This window comes from Paenibacillus catalpae (assembly GCF_900112695.1).
Taxonomy (GTDB): domain Bacteria; phylum Bacillota; class Bacilli; order Paenibacillales; family Paenibacillaceae; genus Pristimantibacillus; species Pristimantibacillus catalpae.
Genome location: NZ_FOMT01000006.1, coordinates 227,780 through 247,294 on the forward strand (window position 1 = coordinate 227,780; position 19,515 = coordinate 247,294).

The 19,515-nt window shown below is 52.3% G+C and carries 16 protein-coding genes; 8 read left to right on the forward strand and 8 right to left on the reverse strand.

Annotated elements, in window-relative coordinates; all coding sequences use genetic code 11:
* The first annotated feature begins 2 nt into the window (after positions 1-2).
* Genes BM200_RS25635 through BM200_RS30670 form a run of 3 tightly spaced genes read left to right on the forward strand, consistent with a single transcriptional unit; the run spans position 3 to position 3,429 of the window.
* On the forward strand, positions 3-1,403 hold the full coding sequence (locus tag BM200_RS25635; protein ID WP_091189593.1) for an MBOAT family O-acyltransferase: 1,401 nt from the start codon (positions 3-5) through the stop codon (positions 1,401-1,403).
* Positions 1,404-1,423: 20 nt separating this feature from the next.
* Entirely contained in the window at positions 1,424-2,572 is a 1,149-nt protein-coding gene (locus BM200_RS25640; protein ID WP_245773153.1) for a DHHW family protein, read from the forward strand.
* 29 nt (positions 2,573-2,601) lie between these two features.
* Positions 2,602-3,429 carry a DUF4358 domain-containing protein gene (locus BM200_RS30670; protein WP_091189596.1) on the forward strand — a complete coding sequence of 276 codons (828 nt, stop codon included), beginning with the start codon at positions 2,602-2,604 and terminating at the stop codon, positions 3,427-3,429.
* A 253-nt stretch (positions 3,430-3,682) separates the two neighbouring features.
* On the opposite strand, the gene BM200_RS25650 is transcribed toward BM200_RS30670, so the two are convergent.
* The 8 genes from BM200_RS25650 to BM200_RS25685 all read right to left on the reverse strand — a co-directional run bounded on the left by BM200_RS25650 (position 3,683) and on the right by BM200_RS25685 (position 11,550).
* Positions 3,683-4,501 (reverse strand): carbohydrate ABC transporter permease, encoded by an 819-nt coding sequence (locus tag BM200_RS25650; protein ID WP_091189597.1) that lies wholly within the window; start codon positions 4,499-4,501, stop codon positions 3,683-3,685.
* Between the two features lie 19 nt (positions 4,502-4,520).
* Positions 4,521-5,435, reverse strand: a complete 915-nt coding sequence (locus tag BM200_RS25655) for a carbohydrate ABC transporter permease (protein WP_245773154.1) — start codon at positions 5,433-5,435, stop codon at positions 4,521-4,523.
* Between the two features lie 104 nt (positions 5,436-5,539).
* The gene (locus tag BM200_RS25660; protein ID WP_091189600.1) at positions 5,540-6,892 is read right to left on the reverse strand and encodes an ABC transporter substrate-binding protein; all 1,353 of its coding nucleotides are present in this window, start codon (positions 6,890-6,892) and stop codon (positions 5,540-5,542) included.
* A gap of 30 nt (positions 6,893-6,922) precedes the next feature.
* On the reverse strand, positions 6,923-7,708 hold the full coding sequence (locus BM200_RS25665) for a tyrosine-protein phosphatase (RefSeq protein WP_091189602.1): 786 nt from the start codon (positions 7,706-7,708) through the stop codon (positions 6,923-6,925).
* Between the two features lie 20 nt (positions 7,709-7,728).
* Positions 7,729-8,553, reverse strand: coding sequence for a metallophosphoesterase family protein (locus tag BM200_RS25670; RefSeq protein ID WP_091189603.1), 825 nt, complete (start codon positions 8,551-8,553; stop codon positions 7,729-7,731).
* A gap of 39 nt (positions 8,554-8,592) precedes the next feature.
* Positions 8,593-9,570, reverse strand: coding sequence for a metallophosphoesterase family protein (locus BM200_RS25675; protein WP_091189605.1), 978 nt, complete (start codon positions 9,568-9,570; stop codon positions 8,593-8,595).
* Between the two features lie 147 nt (positions 9,571-9,717).
* Positions 9,718-10,371: a GntR family transcriptional regulator gene (locus BM200_RS25680; protein ID WP_245773155.1), complete on the reverse strand. Its 654-nt coding sequence runs from the start codon at positions 10,369-10,371 to the stop codon at positions 9,718-9,720.
* Positions 10,372-10,431: 60 nt separating this feature from the next.
* A complete protein-coding gene (locus BM200_RS25685; protein WP_175533021.1) occupies positions 10,432-11,550 on the reverse strand; it encodes an S-layer homology domain-containing protein in 1,119 nt (372 codons plus the stop codon).
* Positions 11,551-11,686: 136 nt separating this feature from the next.
* On the opposite strand from BM200_RS25685, the gene BM200_RS25690 reads away from it, so the two are divergent.
* The 5 genes from BM200_RS25690 (at position 11,687) to BM200_RS25710 (ending at position 19,450) form a co-directional block, all read left to right on the forward strand.
* Positions 11,687-13,870: a YhgE/Pip domain-containing protein gene (locus BM200_RS25690; protein WP_245773156.1), complete on the forward strand. Its 2,184-nt coding sequence runs from the start codon at positions 11,687-11,689 to the stop codon at positions 13,868-13,870.
* Between the two features lie 398 nt (positions 13,871-14,268).
* Positions 14,269-15,126 carry a class II fructose-bisphosphate aldolase gene (locus BM200_RS25695; protein ID WP_091189609.1) on the forward strand — a complete coding sequence of 286 codons (858 nt, stop codon included), beginning with the start codon at positions 14,269-14,271 and terminating at the stop codon, positions 15,124-15,126.
* A 122-nt stretch (positions 15,127-15,248) separates the two neighbouring features.
* Complete coding sequence (locus BM200_RS25700; RefSeq protein WP_245773157.1) at positions 15,249-15,983, forward strand: GDSL-type esterase/lipase family protein; 735 nt, start codon at positions 15,249-15,251, stop codon at positions 15,981-15,983.
* Between the two features lie 79 nt (positions 15,984-16,062).
* The gene (locus tag BM200_RS25705; RefSeq protein ID WP_091189610.1) at positions 16,063-17,859 is read left to right on the forward strand and encodes a cache domain-containing sensor histidine kinase; all 1,797 of its coding nucleotides are present in this window, start codon (positions 16,063-16,065) and stop codon (positions 17,857-17,859) included.
* Positions 17,852-19,450 (forward strand): response regulator, encoded by a 1,599-nt coding sequence (locus BM200_RS25710; protein ID WP_175533022.1) that lies wholly within the window; start codon positions 17,852-17,854, stop codon positions 19,448-19,450. Before BM200_RS25705 ends, BM200_RS25710 begins: the two co-directional genes overlap by 8 nt.
* Positions 19,451-19,515 lie beyond the last annotated feature (65 nt).

The following is a 19,515-nucleotide window of genomic DNA, read 5'->3' on the forward strand; positions in this document are numbered from 1 at the left end:
TTATGGTATTCAGCAGCCTGTTATTCCTGTTTGTTTTTCTGCCGGCAGTCTTCCTGCTCTATTGGCTGTCGCCGCGCCGAGGAAAGAACCTGATTCTATTCCTCGCCAGCCTTGTGTTCTACGCCTGGGGAGAACCGGTCTACATTGTCATTATGCTGATCTCGACGGTGACGGACTACGGCTTTGGTCTCTTGTTAAGCAAGCCGGAGTGGGGGCCGAAGCGGCGGAAAGCAATCGTGGTCGCATCGGTTATCGTGAATCTGGCGCTTCTGTCTTATTTCAAATACGCCGACTTCGCCGTCCATAACGTCAATGCTCTGCTTGGCACCGATATTCCGCTGACGGAGCTGGCGCTGCCGATCGGCATCTCGTTCTATACGTTCCAATCGATGTCTTACATTATCGACGTATACCGGGGAACGGCAAAGGCGCAGCGCAACTGGATCGACTTTGGTACGTTTGTCGCGTTGTTCCCGCAGCTGGTTGCGGGACCAATCGTGCAGTACAACACGCTGGCCGAGCAGTTGAAAGAACGCCGCGTGACGATGGAGATGTTCGCCGAAGGCGTAAAGCGCTTTATTATTGGCCTGGCCAAGAAGGTGCTGCTTGCGAATAATATCGGACTGCTCTGGCATTCGATCGCAGATGCGGACGCCGGTACGCTGCCGGTTCTGACCGCATGGCTTGGCATTATGGCCTTTGCGTTCCAGATTTATTTCGATTTCAGCGGCTACTCGGATATGGCGATTGGGCTTGGACTGATGTTCGGCTTCCGGTTCAACGAGAACTTTAACAAGCCTTATGCGGCGCAGAGCATAACGGACTTCTGGCGCAGATGGCATATCTCGCTTGGCAGCTGGTTCCGGGATTACGTCTACATTCCGCTTGGCGGCAACCGGAAGGGGCTCGGCAAGCAGCTCCGCAACATTCTGATTGTCTGGGTTCTGACCGGCATCTGGCATGGGGCGGCATGGAACTTTATGCTGTGGGGCCTCTACTTCGGCGTCATTCTTATTTTCGAAAAATGGGCCGGGCTTCGCCTGCTCGCCCGTGCTCCGAGGTGGATGCGGCATCTATATGCCAGCCTTTTTATACTGATCGGATGGGTGCTGTTTGCCTTTGACGAGCTGCCGAAGGTTGGAGATTATCTGAAAGCGATGTTTGGCTTAAACGGGCAGCCGGCCTGGAATGACGGGACGCTGTACTTTTTGTACACGAATGCCGTTCTGCTCGCCCTGCTTGTTCTCGCTTCAATCGCTTGGAAGAAGTCCGCAGAGGGGGAAGGCGGATATTCGGCGGTACGCTCGCTGGCAGGTTCCGCGTGGTTGATTGTCTTGTTCCTTTTGTCCGTTTCGTATCTCGTCGACGCGACGTTTAATCCGTTCCTGTATTTCCGCTTCTGACAGCAAGGAGGACAATCATCATGAAAAAGCAAACCGACCGGCTGCTCGTCATTTGGTTCGTCTTAACGATCTTTGTGCTTGCGCTGCTCTTCCTGTTCTCGCCGTCTAACAAGTTCTCCGAGCTGGAGAATCGTTATTTGCAGGCGGAGCCCAAGCTGACCTGGGATAATCTGATCTCCAAGCAGTTCGCGGAAGAAGCGGAGACGTACGTCACGGATCATTTTCCGCTGCGCGGTCAGTGGGTGTGGGTGAAGTCGCTGTCTGAACAGCTGAGGCTTCAGCAGGAGAACAACGGGATTTATAACGGCAAGGAAGGTTACCTGTTCGAGAAATTTACGAAGCCTGATCCGGCGCTGATTGCCCAATATACGGCTGCGGTGAAGGCGTTTGCCGCTGCTAATCCGGACTCTGACATGAAGTTCCTGCTTGCGCCGACCTCGATTGGCCTCTATCCGGACAAGCTTCCCTGGAAGGCGCCTTATGATCCGCAGGATAAGATGAACGAAGCGGTAGGGAATCAGCTGGAGGGCCTTGCGAATCTGACGTATATGAATGGGTTCAACGTTCTGATGCCGCATGCCCCGGAGGATATTTATTACCGGACCGATCATCACTGGACGACGCTTGGCGCTTATTACGCGTATGAGGCGTATGCGAAGCAGATGGGGTGGAAGCCGCATCCCATGACGGACTATACCGTGAAGATCGTAAGCGATTCCTTCCTTGGCAGCTACCATACGCGCGGGCAGTTTAGTCTGGCGAAGCCGGATTTGCTGCAGGTATATATACCGAAGAAGCCTGTTGCCACGTCGATGTACGTAGCAGATACGGATACCCGGACGGACCGTCTGTACGACGAGAGCTATCTGGCGAAAAAAGATAAATATTCGTATTTCCTCGGCGGAGTTCATGCGCTTATGACGCTGACAAGCGATATTCCGGCGGGCGAAGAGAATCTGGACAAGCTGCTTGTAATCAAGGATTCTTACGCCCACAGCTTTCTGCCATTCCTGACGCAGCATGTGAAAGAGATTCATGTGATTGATATGCGCTATTATAACGGCAGCATCAGCCAATACATGAAGGACAACGGCATCAGCGATACGCTGCTGCTGTTCAACACGGCGACGTTCGCCGAGAACAATGAGATTCTGAAGCTCAGCAAGTAAACAACAACATAATAGGGGAGATTACTTTCATGAAAAAACGTGCCATCATTCTTCTTCTGTCCACGATGATTCTGGGCGGTATCTTAAGCGCTTGCGGCAGCAATGACGGGAACAACGGCAATAACGCGGCGAATATTTCTCCAAGCCCTACAGCATCTGCTCCAGCCGAAGAGAGTCCGTCGGTCAGCCCGGATGCGGAGCCAAGCGAGGAGGCATCGGAGGAGGTGCCGGCGGAAAGTCCGTCGGCTAGCCCAAGCGCCAGCCCGGCGCCTGAGCAGAGCGCGACCCCGGAGCAAGCGACAAAACCAGCCGCAACGAAGGAGCCGGCTCAAAGCGCGAAGCCGTCTGAACCGGCGAAGAAGCCTGCTCCAACACCGGCGCCAAGCGCGAAGCCGTCCGCCACACCAAAGCCAACGCCGAAACCTGCGCCAAAGCCAACGGTTAAGCCGAGCCCGAGCCCGGCTGCGGATAAGGCTGCGGATGATGTAGTCGAAGCGATGCTTAAGGCGGTAGAGCAGCCTCGTCTGATGGAAATGACTGCCGATGATGTGAAGAATATGTACGGCATCGATGCCTCAACGCTCGCGGACTTCTCGGCACGTATGCCGCTTATGAACGTGCAGACTAATGAGATTGCTGTGTTCAAAGTAAGGAAAGAAAAAGATATCGACGCGGTGAAAAAAGGCATGGTCAAACGCGCTGAAGCGGTTCAAAAGCAATTCGAGCAGTATTTGCAGGACCAATACGAGAATGCAAAGAACTACAAAATTGTTGTAGAGGGTAACTATGTCCTGTTCGTTATCTCGGAAAGCGCCGACGATCTGGTGAAAGCGTTCAAAGCAGCTGTGAAGAAGTAATGAAAACCACCACCTCTGCATAATTTGGCGCCGTAGCTTCATCCTATTTGGGTAAGAGTTGGTGTAAGGAGGTTACCCGAATGAGTGAAGAAATGGTCCATCTGTTATATATCATTCTGCTCGGCGGGCTGCTGGGGCTTGGGCTCGTTTGGTTGGGATGGTACGTGTACCATCGGAGGAAGCGGAAAATAAGATAAACAAAAAAGCCATGAATCTCCGCCTGGGAGCTCATGGCTTTTTGATTGAGCGTGCCCTACTTGATGCCGAACTTGATAAACGAATCTACAATATGCCGGCGGAGAAGCAGATAGATGATCAGAACCGGCAGGCAAGACACGGTAGTGGCGGACATTAAGGAGCCCCACATATTCGTGTCCGAGTTGACGAACAGCTTCAAGCCAATCTGAATCGGCGAGTTTTCCATTTTCTTCGTAATGAGCATCGGCCACAAATATTCATTCCAGGCATTAATGAACGAGATGATGCCAAGCGAAGCAATCCCTGAACGGATGTTAGGAATAATAAGCCGCACCAGGATGTCCCAATCGTTCATGCCGTCGATGCAGGCTGCTTCAATAAGAACGCCGGGGAACGATTGAAAGGATTGGTACAGCGATAGAATGGCAAACGTTGACACGCAGAACGGAAGCACGATACCAAGCATGGAATCATTAAGTCCCATGTTATTAACGAGTACGTAGTTCGGAATCATGATAGCCTGGAACGGAATCAGCCAGGTCAGGCTCAGGATCGAGAAGATCAGTCCCTTGCCGCGGAATCTCCAGCGGACGAGAGCGTAAGCCGCAAGCAGGCTTGTTGCCAGCTGGAGAAGCGTCATGAGAATCGAGATGCCAAACGAATTGAAGATCATTCGGACAATCGGCATCTGGGAAAAGGCATACGAATAGTTGCTAAAGGTCGGCGCATTAGGGAAAAAGCTGGACGTAAAAATCTCGGACTCGTTCTTCAGCGAGGAATTGACCATCCAGTACAGCGGAATAACCGCAATGATGCACATCAGAGCCAGTACCCCATGCCGCAGGATTGCCGCTACCGGGGATCGTTTGTTCATCGATAATTCTCCTTCACCATTAATTGTCGTAGAACGACAGCTTGCGGGATACTGCATTGAGCAGCAGCGCGATAGCGCCAAAAATGAAGAAGAAAACAAGCGCAGCTGCCGAGCTGAAGCCAACATTCAAGTTCGAGAATGCGTAGCGGAACATTTCGTAATAGATGTTTGTTGAAGTGCCGTATGGACCGCCCGTTGTTAGAATATCGATATAAGCAAATGTCCATTGACTGGAGAACAGGATACTCATCATCAGCATGAACATAATCATTGGCGACATGAGTGGTACGGTGACGTTAATGAATTGGCGCAGGCTTGTGGCTCCGTCAATGGCAGCAGCCTCGTAGTATTCGCGGTTAATACCGGTCAAGGCAGCCGAGAACATAATGACGCTGAAGCCGATCATCTTCCAGCCGGTAATGAGCAAGATAATCCACTTGGCAAAGTTCGCGTCGGAGAAAAAGGCAACGGGCTGTTGAATCAGATCCAGCTTGAGCAGAATGTGGTTAACTACACCGTTCGACGGATGGAATAACCACCGCCAGATGGCGCTGACCGACACAGGGGCCAGAATCATCGGGATAAAGAAGATACCGCGGTAAAAGTTTTTCATCTTGCCGTTCATATTGTTCGTGACGACGGCAAGGACAAGCGGAATGAGAATCGAGAACGGCAGAAGCCCTGCCGTATAGAAGACGGTGTTGCCAATGGAATCGATAAAGGCCGGATTATGGAACAGGCGATCGAAATTATCGAGGCCAACAAACTTCTTGTCTGTCCCGGGAACCATGTTCCACTTATGAAAGGCCAGATAGAAGGTCGTAATCAGTGGCTTATACATCCAGACGCTGAGCAAAATAAGAGCAGGAGCCAAGTAGAGGAACGGTTTAATGCGCCGCCACAGCTTGGTCTTATTCAGACTTCTTCTTGCCATTGCGGTACTCCCCTTTAAAGGGGGGGCATACGAGTTTTCGATAGTTTGGCTCATAACGATTCCTTTCTTATGGAGGAACAATCTCTCCAGTGTTATGGCTGCTATTAAGGCATCATGCCGTTGATTTGATCTTGTGCCTGCTTAAGGGTTTGTTCTACATCTGCGTCCGTGCTGACCGATTTCACAATCGCATCCGTGAAGGCGGTAACCATCTCCGTTGCGCTTTCGCCAGGCCAGATCGCAACCGGTTGAATGCGGGACAGCTGCTCAAGGTTGATTCTGTACAGCGGGTTTTGCTCAACGAATTCTTTAAGTCCGTTCGGGTCATCGGCAAGACCGGTGCGAAGCGGGAGGTAACCGATTTGGGACGTGATGATCGTATAGCCTCTATCACCTGTCACAAACTTGATAAACTCCCATACCGCTGCATTTTTTTCCGGGGAATCCGGGCGGACAGCGAGTACAGAACCGGAGTTGACAGGAATAGACTCCTTCTCTCCGAATTGAGGAAGCGCTCCTCCGTATACCTTCCAGCCGCCTGCTTCAGAAGCTTTCTTAATGCCGCTGTACAGCGATGTAGAAGAAACATACATACCGAGGTTTCCAGCCATGAATTGCTCGGAAACCTCAGCGTCCGTACCTTTTGCCGATGCGCCGTTCATATACAGGTCTTTCCACATCGAGATAGCGTCTACACTTTCCTTGTTCGCAAACTCTGCTTGTTTGTGGTCTTCGGACAATACGCGGCCGCCGTTGCTTAAGATCAGTCCTTCCGTTACCCAACCGTTCTGAGGAGAGAGACCAAAGCCATCTTTGCCTGTTTTTTCTTTAATTTGAAGCGACGCTTTTTTAATGTCATCCCAAGTCTTCGGCGGATTAGCCGGATCAAGACCAGCTTCTTCGAACAGCTTGCCGTTAATGAAGACGATTGGCGTACTGAACGTGAAGGCAAGTCCGTACATTTTGCCGTCGATCTTGCCAAGTTCAAGCGCGTTGGGCGAGATGCCCTTCAAATGCTCATCAAGCTCGGCTTGCGGGAATACGTCTTCGTACGCCTTGAAGCCCAGACCAAGACGGGAGCTGTCAAGCAGGTTGAACGTATGCTGTACGACATCGACTTCTTTGCCCGCCGATATGTCCGCTTTGTATTGTTGGAAGGTTGCATCGGGCACGCCTTCAACTATAACGCCTTTTTCTTTGCCGACCGTATCGTTAAACTCTTGGATCAGCTGCTCCATGCCAGCCTTCATCGTTGGATAAGCAAGGCTGTAGGAGTAGAACGTAACTTTCGTTGGGTTCGCCGGGTCAAGCGTTCCGAGTTCAACTTGACTAGCCTTTGCCGACGCATTCGCATTGCCGGATGTGTTGCTTGATTCGCTATTCGCTCCGCAAGCACTGGTCAGGATAAGCGAGCCTGCCGTCATAAGAGCGATGGCGCCTTTTGCCAAACGTTTCATATTTACCTCCGCTAATGAATTGGATTTGATCTATTCCAGGCAATAGTCCTGGATCTGTTTCCTCATGCTTTCGTCAATGCCGAATTCCTCCAGCAAGTAACGGTCAAAGGTTTCATACTCGCGAATAATGCTGTCCAGCGTTGCTTTCAGATACACTTCCTGCAGCTTCATCGTTTCTTCGATCGTCTTCAGCTCTTCGGTGCTGACATATTTGGCTGCCATGTCAAACATCTGCTGATGGTAGTGCTCGAGCGTGACATTCGACAGCAGGTAATCCTCGAGCACCGTTTCGTAAGGCACGCCAAGCGTCAGCAGGATCAGCATGCTGCCAACACCGGTACGGTCACGCCCGGCTGCGCAATGATGAACAAGCGGCAGATTCGCTTCCGGATTTTTGAGAAGCTCCATCAACTGCTTGTAGGAAGCGTTTCGAAGCGGAAGCTCAGCGTACAGGTCAACCAGCATGTTTTTCGAAAATTGATTGTGAAGTCCGCTGGCGAATACTTTCTCGAGATCAAGGCTTGGCGCATCCTCTGCTGCAACGTTCGCGGGAATACGGATGTTGACCGCTTGTCCGATCTGCGGATCGGGCTTTTGCTCGGCTTCGCCGCGATTGCGGTAGTCGAATACATGCTTTAGGTTGTAAGCTTCAAGCAATAGGTGGTCGCCTGGCGTAAGTCCGGTTAATTCCGCTGCGCGAAATAACAAGCCTTTCTTGACCGAACGGCCGTCCGCCGCCTGTTGACCGCCCATATCGCGGAAATTAAACGCCCCTTGAAGGGGAAGCAAGCTCGCAGGCATAAGTTGATTTGTCATGATGAAAGTTAACCTTCTTTCTATTCGTTATGGGCAGCTGCAGCTTCCATCGAGAAGCGGAAAAACTCTTCCTGCATGCCAGGCAGAACGATCGATTGTACGGTAATACCTTCCTCAAATACGGAGATCACATTGTACCCGCAGAAGTCGACCATCTTGAATTGATTGTCCTCAGCCGCTTCGCCGGCAAAGGCTGTTCCCGTTGCCGCTACGCTGCAGATCCCTTTATATGTGCCTACATTGTTGGTATGAACGTGGCCGGCCACGACGCCAATAACGTCCGTACCTTCAAGTACAGTGCCAAGCTGTTCGCGGTTTGCGAGCAGATGTTCCGAAGGCATGCCGTTAATAGTAAGCAGCGGATGATGAAGGGCTACGATCGTGCCGTTCTCAGCTGGCGTTCGGAGCGTTTCTTCAAGCCAAGCCAATTGCTCGGCGTCAATCTCGCCGTGGTGATGGCCTTTGATTTGAGAGTTCAGGCCGATCAGACGAACGCCTTGAATCGTGTGGGAGTAGTAATACGGCTGCTCGGAAGGCTCTTCCTGAAGGAAGCCTTCGCGGAACGGAGCGCGGTGGTCATGGTTGCCAAGAACGACATAGACCGGTACTCCAAGCCGTGCGGAGCCTTCGTCAACAATCGTACGAATGTATTCATAATCCTGAACGTCGCCTTCATGCGACAAATCTCCCGTAATCACAACGAAAGCAGGGGAGATGGCATTGGCATGGATATGTGCAAACACGCGGGACACTTTGTCAGCCAGTTTGAGCTTGGAGAAATGATTTTGGGCGTGTGGAGCATTCATGTGCGTGTCTGTCAGGTGAATGAATTTCAGCTTTTCCATAATAAGAACCTCCCGATTGTCAGGCTGCTGCCTGTCCTATTAGTGATCTTGCGGTTCGTAATTCTCAATGGCGTCAACGCCGCCTAGATGAATAACCCGGTAGGATGGAACACCGCTTTTCATCGTTACCCACAGGATCAGGTTCTCGTCCGAACGGTTGGCACCATGCGTCAAGCCGCCGGTACGGCCGAGCTGGATATATTGCTTGGAGGATTCCGAATGATTCGTGTATTCAAGAGAGTGGAAGTGGCCGGCAAATACGGTGTGGGAGCGGCCTTCAAGCATCCGTTCCAGCTCTGCAAAATCCGCATTGTCCGATTTCCAGCCCGGCTTGTGCATGGTTACGAACGTGTGCTTCACGTCCCGGTTGTTCTCCAATATTTCCTGGAAGAAGGCAAGCTGTTCTTCGCCGATGCCGATATCGAGCCTGCTGAGTGCGGCGGCTTCTTCAGGAGACATGGTTGCCATGCCGCTAAACAATTGCTCCAGTGGTGTTGCAGGGTTTTGTTTGAACAGTTCCGTTGCCTGCTTAATCGTGTCGAGGAAGACTTCAGGGAACTCATGAGGCGGATTCTCGGTGTTTATGATCAAGTACAGGACATCATTCATGCGGAATGCGTAGTATTCGAAGCCTTTGCGCGCTCTCCATACATCAGCCATCATGGGATTGCCATAATCATGGTTGCCGACAACCTGGAAGAAAGGAACGCCGGTTGCTGCGATTTTCGCATCAATCTCATCCCATTCCTCGTGAACGTTAGCCGGGTCGCGCCAATAGCCCTCAATCAAGTCTCCGACGGAGAGAATAAAGCTGGGCTTAAGGTCAGTCAACAGGTCAAGCGCTTTCTCGAAAACGCCAGGTGTTGCCAGGCCGCAGCGGTCGCCTACGACGGCGAAGGAGAAGTCTCCTGCCGGCAGCTGCGGCAGCTCGCCGAACCATGGACGCTTGTCTGTTGAGAAATGCTTTTCATCGAACCAGATCCCCTTGGTTTGTTTGCCTAATTGAATCGTTGACATTTTGTTGTTGCCTCCTTATTGCTCTAATCTTCTCACTTAGTATGCAGGTTGTATGTAAGTTGTGTGTAATCGCGGGATTGAATATTTGTAAAAGACAAAAAGAAAACCGGAAGCTGTGAAAGCTTCCGGTTTGTACGTCATATGGACTTATTTCATCAAGCCGTGGAGGATAAAGTGTTCGTGAGTATCCGAGTATTGATCGGAAACAGCGGCTTTGGCTGCTGCGATATCACCGAGCTTGATGGCTTCGAAGATCCTGCGGTTCGTTTGAACGGAGCGGCTTGGCTGGTATTGGGGATATTTTTTGCGATAGGACACGGTACTGAAGACATAACGGCCGCGATAAAGCTCCATGATTTGCAGCATGCTCTCATTGTGGATGGTTCGCAGGATTGTCTCGGTAAACAGCAGGCTGCTGTTGTAGTAGCCGTAATAATCCTTTTGCTCCATGGACACTTGCTGCTGCTCGAGTATCCGGCTCATCGCTTCCAGATCAAAGGCCAGCTGGCGTTTAACGGCCGTATCTAGAACGAAGAGCTGCATGGAGACGAGAACCTCGTACATCTCGCTGAATTCATGGGCAGATACTTCCTTCACCATTACGCCCCGTCCCCGGAAGGAACCCACAAGTCCTTCTCGTTCGAGCAAGGAGATGGCAGCGCGGATCGGCGTCCGGCTCATGCCAAGCAATCCGGCAAGCTCATTCTCCGACAGCATGGAGCCTGGCATATATTCGGCATGCATAATCCGTTCCCGTATTTCCCGGTATGCAATGGCTTCTAATGAATCTGAGGACATCATGTGAATTTTCCTTTATCTGTTTTTTAGACTAATACTACCAAATATCCCGATGACATGGAATCACTGCGTCCAGATCCAGGCGCTGTTGTACGGACCATCTATCAGATCCGGCATTGTCTCAAAGGTCGACCACTGGGCACCGTCATTTAGCGTAGCATGCTCTATTGTGCCATGTCCATTCACGTCAGCCTTGGCATTCAGCTCCAGATGCTTGATTACGGCCTCATCGCTTAGGTTCAAGGTTAAAGGGCTGTCAGCTGTCAGCTGCCCGACGGCAGTTTCCCCATCCACGTTCATGGCGGCACCTTCTTCAGTCTGAACCAGAGCCTCATGAAGCGAAGCGTTTGACAGATGAACGGCCGGCGAACCATCACCTTGGATTATCGTATGGCCGTCTACAATAACATGGATGAGATGATAATCGCCGCTTCCACCCTCTATTATCAAATTTCCTTTGATATGCATGTATCGCAAAGTAATATCGGCTGCCTTTAAGGTGACGTTCCCGTAAGCGGTTTCAACAACGGATTCCAGTCCGTAAGTACCCGGTGCCGAATAGGTCCGGTTCACGATGCCGGATCTCAGCAGCGTATCAATCATTACGACAGCGCTTGCACGAGTAACCGGCTCGGTTGGCCGGAAGGTGCCGTCCGGGTAGCCTTTAATAATCCCCTTCTCCGCCAAGGTTGCAATGGCTCCCCGGTTTGCTTCGAGGATCAAATCTTTATCCTGGAACGGTGGCGCTTTTTCTCTCGGAAGCTCCAGATGAACAATGGATGCAAGCATGAGAGCCGCTTCCTCGCGGGTGATGAACTGCTCAGGCTTTAACGCACCGTCTTCGCCGGATATGTAGCCTTCTTCTACAGCTTTGGCGATATCGGTATAGAACCAGTCGTTTGTCGTTACATCTTGAAAGGAGAGAGGAGCCGAATCCGTCAGTTCGAAGGCTCTGTTCATGAGCGATATCATCTCTGCCCGCGTAACGGGCTGTTCGGGCTTTATCGTGCCGTCGAGATAGCCCTGAAGCCATCCGAGGTCGAGCCATGCCTTTAATGCCGGAGCAGCCCAGGACTGGTCCGCTTCTTCGTATGCCGCTTTGGTGGCCGCATAGCCTGTTACCGCAAAGGTCAGGAGACAACATCCGATTAGCAGAGCAAGCAGTGGTTTTCTTCGCCTCATCAGCATCACATCCCTTCAAAATGTGGTTCCTCTATTAAAGTGTAAGAGATCGCAAATGCAATAGCTGTCGAATGGAAGTGGAAGGCCAAGGAAACAATAGGGGCACGATGAATGACAGATAAAGGATGGATCATAGGTGGCTAATCCGTTTCGTGTGTTTAAAAAGGACGTAGGCTATTTTCTGAAAAACAGAATGCTTATCATTACTTTTCTTGGCGTTTCGATTGTTCCCATGTTGTACGGCGGATTTCTGATTAAAGGGAATTGGGACCCGTACGGCCAGCTTCAGGATTTGCCCGTTGCCGTCGTCAACCTCGATAAAGGCGCGGAGTATCAAGGGAAGCCAATGAATGTCGGCGAGGACTTTGTGAATGAGCTGAAGGAAAACGAGACCTTCGATTGGCGGTTCGTCAGCGAGCGGGCAGCCCAGGAGGGGATGGTCAGCAACCGGTATTATGCGACGATTACGATTCCGGAGGAGTTTTCCGAGGATGCGGCATCTCTAACGAGCGAAACGCCGCAGAAGGCGGATATTATCTTTGAGTCTAACAGCTTTTATAACTTTATTTCCGGACAGATTAGCGAAAATGCGACAAAGGAGCTGCGAAACAAGCTGTCGCAAAATCTGACGGAAGCCTATTCGCGAAGCATGCTGTCCCAATTCTCGACCCTGTCCAGCGGTCTTTCCCGGCTGGCCATAGGGGCGACGGATCTGTATACTGGCGCCGTGCAATTAAAGGATGGGGCGGGGACGCTCAGTTCCAAGCTGCAGGAGCTGTCGAGCGGCGCGGCCAAGCTGCATGCCAGCATTAGCCAGCTTGAGTCGGGTGCTTCGCAGCTGAATGCGGGGCTGTCGAAGCTGAGCAGCAGCGCAGGGACTTTATCCAGCGGCGCCTCGCAGCTGGGTGAAGCTTCGACGCAGCTGATGCAGGGGGCAGATAAGCTGGCGGACGGGTCCGCCAAGCTGAAGGCTGGTATTCAATCCGCCAAGAATGGCGCGGATGAGCTGTATGCCGGCAGTAAACAGACGGCGGCCGGCAGCAAGCAGCTGGAGACGGGGCTGACGGCCTCTTCTGCTGCCAGCGCAACTCTCGCAGACGGGAGCGCCCAGGTAGCCGATGGCCTGCAGCAGCTGGTGGACAGCAACGCCGAGCTGGCGTCGGATCCGGCTGTTCAGCAGCTGCTGGCGGCAAGCCAGGCGGTTGAAGCGGGAGCGCGCGAGCTAAGCAAAGGCCAGCAGAAGCTGCTCGCCGGCAGCCGCACCTTAAACGCCGGGCAGCAGAAGCTGCTTACCGGCAGCAAACAGCTGAGCGATGGCCAGAGCAAGCTGCTGCAAAGCACTTCGCAGCTTGCCTCGGCTCAGGATCAGCTGCGTGATGGCCTCTCGCAGATGGCAGGGGAATTCCCGGCCTTTATATCGGGCAGCAAGCAGCTTGGACAAGGTGCGGCGCAGCTGGCGCAAGGCGCGGAGAAGCTGAAGAATGGCATCGGCCAATTCGAGGCGGGAAGCGCGAGTCTCTCCAGTGGTTCCTCCCAGCTGGCATCGGGTGCCGGAGAGCTGAAAACAGGAGCGGATAAGCTGGCATCCGGCTCGCAGGAATTAGCAGACAAGCTTGCCGATGCCGCGGAGCAGACGGCCAGCCTTAAGGCAGATGAGAAGACGATTCAGATGATCGCCGAACCGGTTACCATTGTGGCCAATGACGACCGGAAGGTACGTCTGTACGCCAATGGCATCGCGCCATATTTTCTATCCATGGCCTTGTTCGCAGGTTCACTCGTCTTTACGACGATGTTCTCGGCGAGACAATCCTCGGCAGACGGAGCGGACGGCTATCCCTTGTTCCTGAGCAAGCTCCTCACCTTTGGGCTTATGAGTCTAGCCCAGTCCCTCATTCTTAGTACGGTTATTCTGTACGTGCTTGGTTTGAAGGTGCAGAGCGTGCCGCTGTTCTATCTGTACACCATAATAACCGGCTTTACGTTTATGTTTGTCGTCCAGGCCTTTGTCACCTGGCTCGATAATCCCGGGCGGTTCGTCGTGCTGCTGCTCATGATCTTCCAGCTTGTCTCCAGCGCGGGCACGTTCCCTTATGAGCTTCTGCCGGGCTGGGCGCAGGCGATGAATCCGTGGCTGCCGATGACCTACAGCATCCGCGGCTACAGGGACGTCATCTCAAGCGGCGATTTCGATCATATGTGGGCGCAGGTAGGGCGGCTTGCCATTTACATTGTCATCTTCGTGATTCTGACGGCGCTGTATTTTGTAGTGACGAAGAAGAGACAGAGAGAAGAACAGCTTATGCCGGCGAAGATGTAGTAGCAAAGCTGCCGTTCGCAAAGGACAGACGGCTTTTTGCCTTATACTTCACAGGGAAAAGGTGCTGGCGGGAGGGCTGCAGATGAACGTTAAATCAACGCTGTGGCGGGGCGGTTAAGTCAGTCTCTTATTGTTTTGCTGTTGCTCATTTTTATCGCTTCTATTATAGCGCTTACAATTTTTGAAACAATCTGATTCGCTCTCCGCAAAAGGGGCTTGGCCTCCAATAGGTAGTCTTATGCCGAATTTTGTGATAACATATTGACTTAAAGAGAACGTGAACGAGTACATACGCCCATTCCGTTCGGGCCGATTGATCTGCCGGTTGGAACCGCATAACAGCAGTTGAATTGGGTATGATTGAAAGGTCTAGTCATTTATCTGAGGAGGATTTAACAATGGCATTGGAATCAATGAAAGACATGCTGAACAAAGCTTTGCAAGGCGGTTACGCTGTTGGTCAATTCAACATCAATAACCTGGAATGGACGCAAGCGATCCTTGACGCTGCACAAACAGAGCAATCGCCAGTAATCTTGGGCGTATCTGAAGGCGCAGCTCGTTATATGGGCGGCTTCAAAGTTGTTACGAACATCGTATCGGCTTTGATCGAAGAAATGAAAATCACGGTTCCAGTTGCAATTCACCTGGACCATGGCTCCAGCTTTGAAAAATGTAAAGCAGCGATCGACGCTGGCTTCACTTCCGTTATGATCGACGCTTCGCATGATCCATTCGAAGAAAACGTTCGTATCACTAGCGAAGTTGTTGCTTACGCTCACGAGCGCGGCGTTTCTGTTGAGGCTGAACTGGGTACAGTTGGCGGCCAAGAAGACGACGTTGTTGCTGAAGGCGTAATCTACGCTGATCCTAAAGAGTGTCAAGAGCTGGTTCAACGCACAGGTATCGACTGCCTGGCTCCAGCCCTCGGTTCCGTTCATGGCCCTTACAAAGGCGAGCCTAAATTGGGCTTCAAAGAAATGGAAGAGATTTGTCAAACAATCAAGCTTCCACTCGTATTGCATGGCGGTACTGGTATCCCTACTGAGCACATCAAACGTGCTGTATCCCTGGGTACTGCGAAAATCAACGTAAACACGGAGAACCAAATCGCGTTCACTAAAGTTGCTCGCGAGATCTTGACGAAAGACTCCGATGTATACGATCCGCGTAAATTCCTGGCTCCAGGCCGCGAAGCGATCAAACAAACCGTTATGGGTAAAATCCGCGAGTTCGGTTCCTCGAACAAAGCGTAAGAAACGTATATGAAAAGGCTGAACGGCTGCCTCTCGCAGCTGCTCGGCCTTTTTTTTATGGTTGAAAGTCTCCTCTTCTCCGCTATAATAGAGTCAAATCATCGAGGCAAGGGGATGCTTAAGTGAATAAGACGGCTGAGGGCAACAAGCTTATGAAAGCGGATACGGTGAATACGGCCGTTATTCCGGCGACCAAGCTGGAAGATGACAGCTACGACTGGTGGGAGCGGCATGACCAGGTGCTGCAGATTAAGAGTGAAATTAATCCCGAAATTGTGCTGATTGGCGATTCCATCACGCATTTCTGGGGAGGGCTGCCGGTATCGACGAGTCAGCATGGCAGCGGACAAGCCTGGGAATCTGTCTTTGGCGGGCGCCGCGTCCTTAATCTGGGCTTTGGCTGGGACCGGACCCAGAATGTATTGTGGAGACTGGATCATGGCCAGCTGGAAGGTCTCTCGCCAGAGTGGGTCGTTATTAATATCGGCACCAATAATACGAGCGGCACGGACAACGCGCGTGCCAGCTCGGCAGAAGAAGCTCGCGATGGAGTAAGGGCCATTGTGGAGCGGGTTCGGACGCATGCTCCTTCCGCGCGTATCGTTCTGATGGCGGTGTTCCCGCGCGAGGAGTCGCCGGAGGATTCGCGCCGCAAGCTGATCGGGCGGATGAATGAGCTGTATGCGGCGTTAGCGTCAGAGCTTGGGCTGACGTTCCTGGATATCGGGCCATCGATGCTTGCCGAGGACGGCACGCTGCCAAGGGAGATCGCCTTTGATACCTGCCATCTGACGGAGAAGGGATATCAGCTGTGGGCGGATGCGCTTCGTGAGGTTCTGAATCAGGACTCGAAATAGACCTAGAGGTTGCCGTCCGGTCACAAGGGCGGCAAATTCTTTTTTTGGAGCGTTGCAAGCGCGGAAGGGATGGGACTTTATGCGGTTTTTTCAGAATTGGAGCGTTACTTCGAAGTTTGTTGCCATCTACGTGTCGATCTTGCTGGTATCCCTTTCCGTAACGGGCTTCATGTTGTACCGGCAGGCTTTCCAATCGGCGATTGCCCAGGCGCAGACGGTGATGGAGCAGAATCTGCTGCAGACAAAAGCAAGCGTGGAAGAGAAAGTGAAGCTGACGGAGAATCTGTCGCAGATTATTGCTTTTGACTCCCGGATTCAGACGTTCCTGGACAGTGACTTTATTAACGAGAGCTTCCAGCTGCAGGATTACCGCGACAACATTATGCCGATTATCGATAACATTATGAGACAGAATACGAATATCCATTCGATTCACGTGTATATGAGCAATCCCACAATCCCGGAGCTTTACGGAGGGTATGACGGCTTCTATGCCATGAACCGGATTACCGGCGATTCCATGTATCAATCGATTCTGGAGAATGCAGGCAAGCAATCCGAATGGCATAGTCTGCATAAGGAAAAGCTGCTGCTCATGAAACCGGGCATTACGGCCAAAGCCGATGTACTTTCTTATAACCGGAAAATTTTCTCGATCCGTGATTATGGCATCTCCGGTCTGGTTGAGATCGAAATTACGCAGAACGAGCTGTTCAAGGCTTTGAAGGATTCCATTTCAGGCCATTTAGGAAGCGTTTTCATCGTGGATGGCGGGAACCGGATCGTCTCCGATAACATCGCCGATACCATTGGACAAAGCATAGACAGCGTAGGTCTTGCCGGCATTCTGGATAACGGCCGGATGAATAAAATCGCTGTGGTTCAAGGGACAAAATCCATTGTTATTTCTATTCCGGTAGCCGGTCCGGACCTGCGCGTGGTAGGCGTGTTCCCGGTCAGTCATGTAGTGGAGAAGGTCAGCCATTCGATCCGCACGATGCTGGTGATCCTGACCGCAGCGCTTCTCTTGCTCAGCCTGCTCGTCTACTATGTAACGGTGAAGCTGCTGTCCCGGATGAAGCCGCTGCTGAAAGCAATGAAGCAGGTGCGGGAAGGTTCGCTGGACGTCTCCGTGCCGGTCGTATGGAATGATGAATTCTCGCAGATGGCGCTTAGCTTTAATCATATGACGGGTCGGATTCATGATCTGGTCGAGAAGGTGTACAAGTCCGAGCTGCTTGAGAAGGAAGCGGAGCTTAAGGCGCTGGAGTCTCAGATCAACCCGCATTTTCTGTATAACACGCTGGCTACGATCTCATGGGTATCCCGTAAAGCAAAGGCGCCGGAGGTCGCCCGGATCTCCGATTCGCTTGCGAAGTTTTACCGGCTGGTGCTCAATAAGGGCAGCTCGGAGACGCTGATCGCGAATGAACTGGATATGGTGAAGGCGTATTTGGCGATTCAGAAGTTCCGTTTCGAGGACCGATTCGACGCTGTCTTTGAGGTGGATGAGCAAGTTAGAGACTATGTGACGGTCAAAAATATTTTGCAGCCGCTAATCGAGAATGCGCTTGTGCATGGCATCGAACCAAAACGGTTCCACGGCACGATTATTATAAAGGCTTACCTTGAGGACGAACAGATCGTACTCCGGATTATCGACGACGGCGTCGGGATGGAAGTAGACCGGATGCGGGATGTGGTGGAAGGAAAACCGGTGAATTCGCACGGCAGCGGTTATGCCATCGCTAATATTACGAAGCGTCTGCAGGCTTATTACGGAGCAAGCCATAAGCTGGAGCTGTTCAGCAGGCCGGGGATCGGCACGGTCATTACGATTTCTTTTGCGGCAAGGAGGAGAACGGATCATGTTTAAGATGCTGATCGTGGAGGACGAACGTTGGGAGCGGGAGGGGCTGGTCGAGTTTCTGGACTGGCCGGCACTCGGAATAGGCACCATCGATACGGCCTGTGACGGTATCGAAGGGCTTGAGAAAGCGATTGAACGGGAACCGGATATTATCATTACCGATATTCAGATGCCCGGCATGAACGGGATTGAGATGGCCAAGCAAATCCGGGAGAGACTTCCCGATACGCATATTGTTGTCCTGACCGGCTATGATGATTTTCAATTCGTGCGCGATGCCCTGAGATTCAGTGCGGTAGATTATCTTCTGAAGCCGGTGGAGGAAGAAGAGATTAAGCGCACGATGCAAAAGGTCGTTCAGCACTGTGAAGATACAAGGCGTACCAGGCTGGAAGAAGAACGGCGGCAGCAAGGGGATGAGGCAGGACGTCGTGTCGCGCTCCAACAAGCATTTGGCGAGTTGATCGCCGGAAGAACGGGAGGCGAACAAGAGCTTCGGCAAGCTCTTGCCGGTTCCGCTGCCGACTTTATTCCTGACGGCTATGCCGTCTGGACTGTAAGGGCACCGGAAGGAGAAGGGTACCTGCCAGGGATAGATATGCTTGAGGATTGGGCCGAAGATGCGCTCGGCAGGCCGGTTATTGCATGCGCGGCAGGCGAGCCGCATGGCTGCGAGTATGCTCTCATTCTGCGAATGGAAGAGAAGGACAAGCAGCGGGAGCTGGCTGAGCAATTGCTGAAGCAGCTCACCGCTATGACGGAAGAGAGCGGTTGGAGGATTGGCCAAGGGACAGCTGCCAAGCTGTTGGTTCAGGCGGAGTCCTCTTACCGGCAGGCTAGTCAAAGTCTGAAATATGCGGTGTGGGCGGGGCAGCATGGCGTATGCGAGGCGGAGGAGGAAGAAGCAGCGAAGCAGCGGTTTGCGTTGTATATCGATGAGTTCACCCGGCAGCAAAAAGAGATTAGCAAGCAGATTCGCAGCTCGCTTGGCAGCGGCCGGAGCGAGGAAGCGTCAGCTGAGCTGAATCGGCTGTTCGAGCTTGCGGATGCTTATCCCGGCGCCGGACGGGCATATATAGGGAGTCTTCTTGCGGGCTTGATCGACAGCTTGCGAACACTTGCTTCGCCCGGTGGAGCGGGTGCTTTAGCAGGAAGCGCTCAGGAACTGGAAGGGCTGCTTGCCTGCGACAGCCAAATACAGATGAAGCAGCATATGCTTGCTGTCATTGGGCGGATGTCTGCTCAATTAAACGAGAAGCGGGACAATAAGGATGACTATATCGTGAACCGGGTTCTGCAGCTGGTAGAGGAGCGGTATGGACTAACGGACATGAATCTCCCTTATTTGGCGGCCGAAGTATTTGTATCGCCGAATCATCTGGGCATGCTGTTCAAGAAAAAGATGGGCAAGACTCCGCTGGTCTATATCCAGGAATACCGGCTTGCCCGGGCGGAAGAGCTGCTCCGGACAACCAAGCAGCGCGTATCCGTCATTGCGGAGCAGGTCGGAATTCCGAATACGTCGTATTTCGGGACGTTATTCAAGCAGGCGTACGGGATGACGCCAGGCGATTATCAGGAGATGACACAACGCTAAATAGCAATGCCCCAGTGCCGGACCGGCAGCTGGGGCATTTTTGTGACTGAAGGGGGAGTAAAGCG

Excerpts from the sequence above, each read along its gene's own strand:
- BM200_RS25655 (WP_245773154.1), bottom strand. The coding sequence starts at position 5,435 with ATGGCAAGAAGAAGTCTGAATAAGACCAAGCTGTGGCGGCGCATTAAA.
- BM200_RS25650 (WP_091189597.1), bottom strand. The coding sequence starts at position 4,501 with ATGAACAAACGATCCCCGGTAGCGGCAATCCTGCGGCATGGGGTACTG.
- BM200_RS25680 (WP_245773155.1), bottom strand. The coding sequence starts at position 10,371 with ATGATGTCCTCAGATTCATTAGAAGCCATTGCATACCGGGAAATACGG.
- BM200_RS25705 (WP_091189610.1), top strand. The coding sequence starts at position 16,063 with ATGCGGTTTTTTCAGAATTGGAGCGTTACTTCGAAGTTTGTTGCCATC.
- BM200_RS25635 (WP_091189593.1), top strand. The coding sequence starts at position 3 with ATGGTATTCAGCAGCCTGTTATTCCTGTTTGTTTTTCTGCCGGCAGTC.
- BM200_RS25675 (WP_091189605.1), bottom strand. The coding sequence starts at position 9,570 with ATGTCAACGATTCAATTAGGCAAACAAACCAAGGGGATCTGGTTCGAT.
- BM200_RS25710 (WP_175533022.1), top strand. The coding sequence starts at position 17,852 with ATGTTTAAGATGCTGATCGTGGAGGACGAACGTTGGGAGCGGGAGGGG.
- BM200_RS25665 (WP_091189602.1), bottom strand. The coding sequence starts at position 7,708 with ATGACAAATCAACTTATGCCTGCGAGCTTGCTTCCCCTTCAAGGGGCG.
- BM200_RS25670 (WP_091189603.1), bottom strand. The coding sequence starts at position 8,553 with ATGGAAAAGCTGAAATTCATTCACCTGACAGACACGCACATGAATGCT.
- BM200_RS25660 (WP_091189600.1), bottom strand. The coding sequence starts at position 6,892 with ATGAAACGTTTGGCAAAAGGCGCCATCGCTCTTATGACGGCAGGCTCG.
- BM200_RS30670 (WP_091189596.1), top strand. The coding sequence starts at position 2,602 with ATGAAAAAACGTGCCATCATTCTTCTTCTGTCCACGATGATTCTGGGC.
- BM200_RS25685 (WP_175533021.1), bottom strand. The coding sequence starts at position 11,550 with ATGAGGCGAAGAAAACCACTGCTTGCTCTGCTAATCGGATGTTGTCTC.
- BM200_RS25695 (WP_091189609.1), top strand. The coding sequence starts at position 14,269 with ATGGCATTGGAATCAATGAAAGACATGCTGAACAAAGCTTTGCAAGGC.
- BM200_RS25640 (WP_245773153.1), top strand. The coding sequence starts at position 1,424 with ATGAAAAAGCAAACCGACCGGCTGCTCGTCATTTGGTTCGTCTTAACG.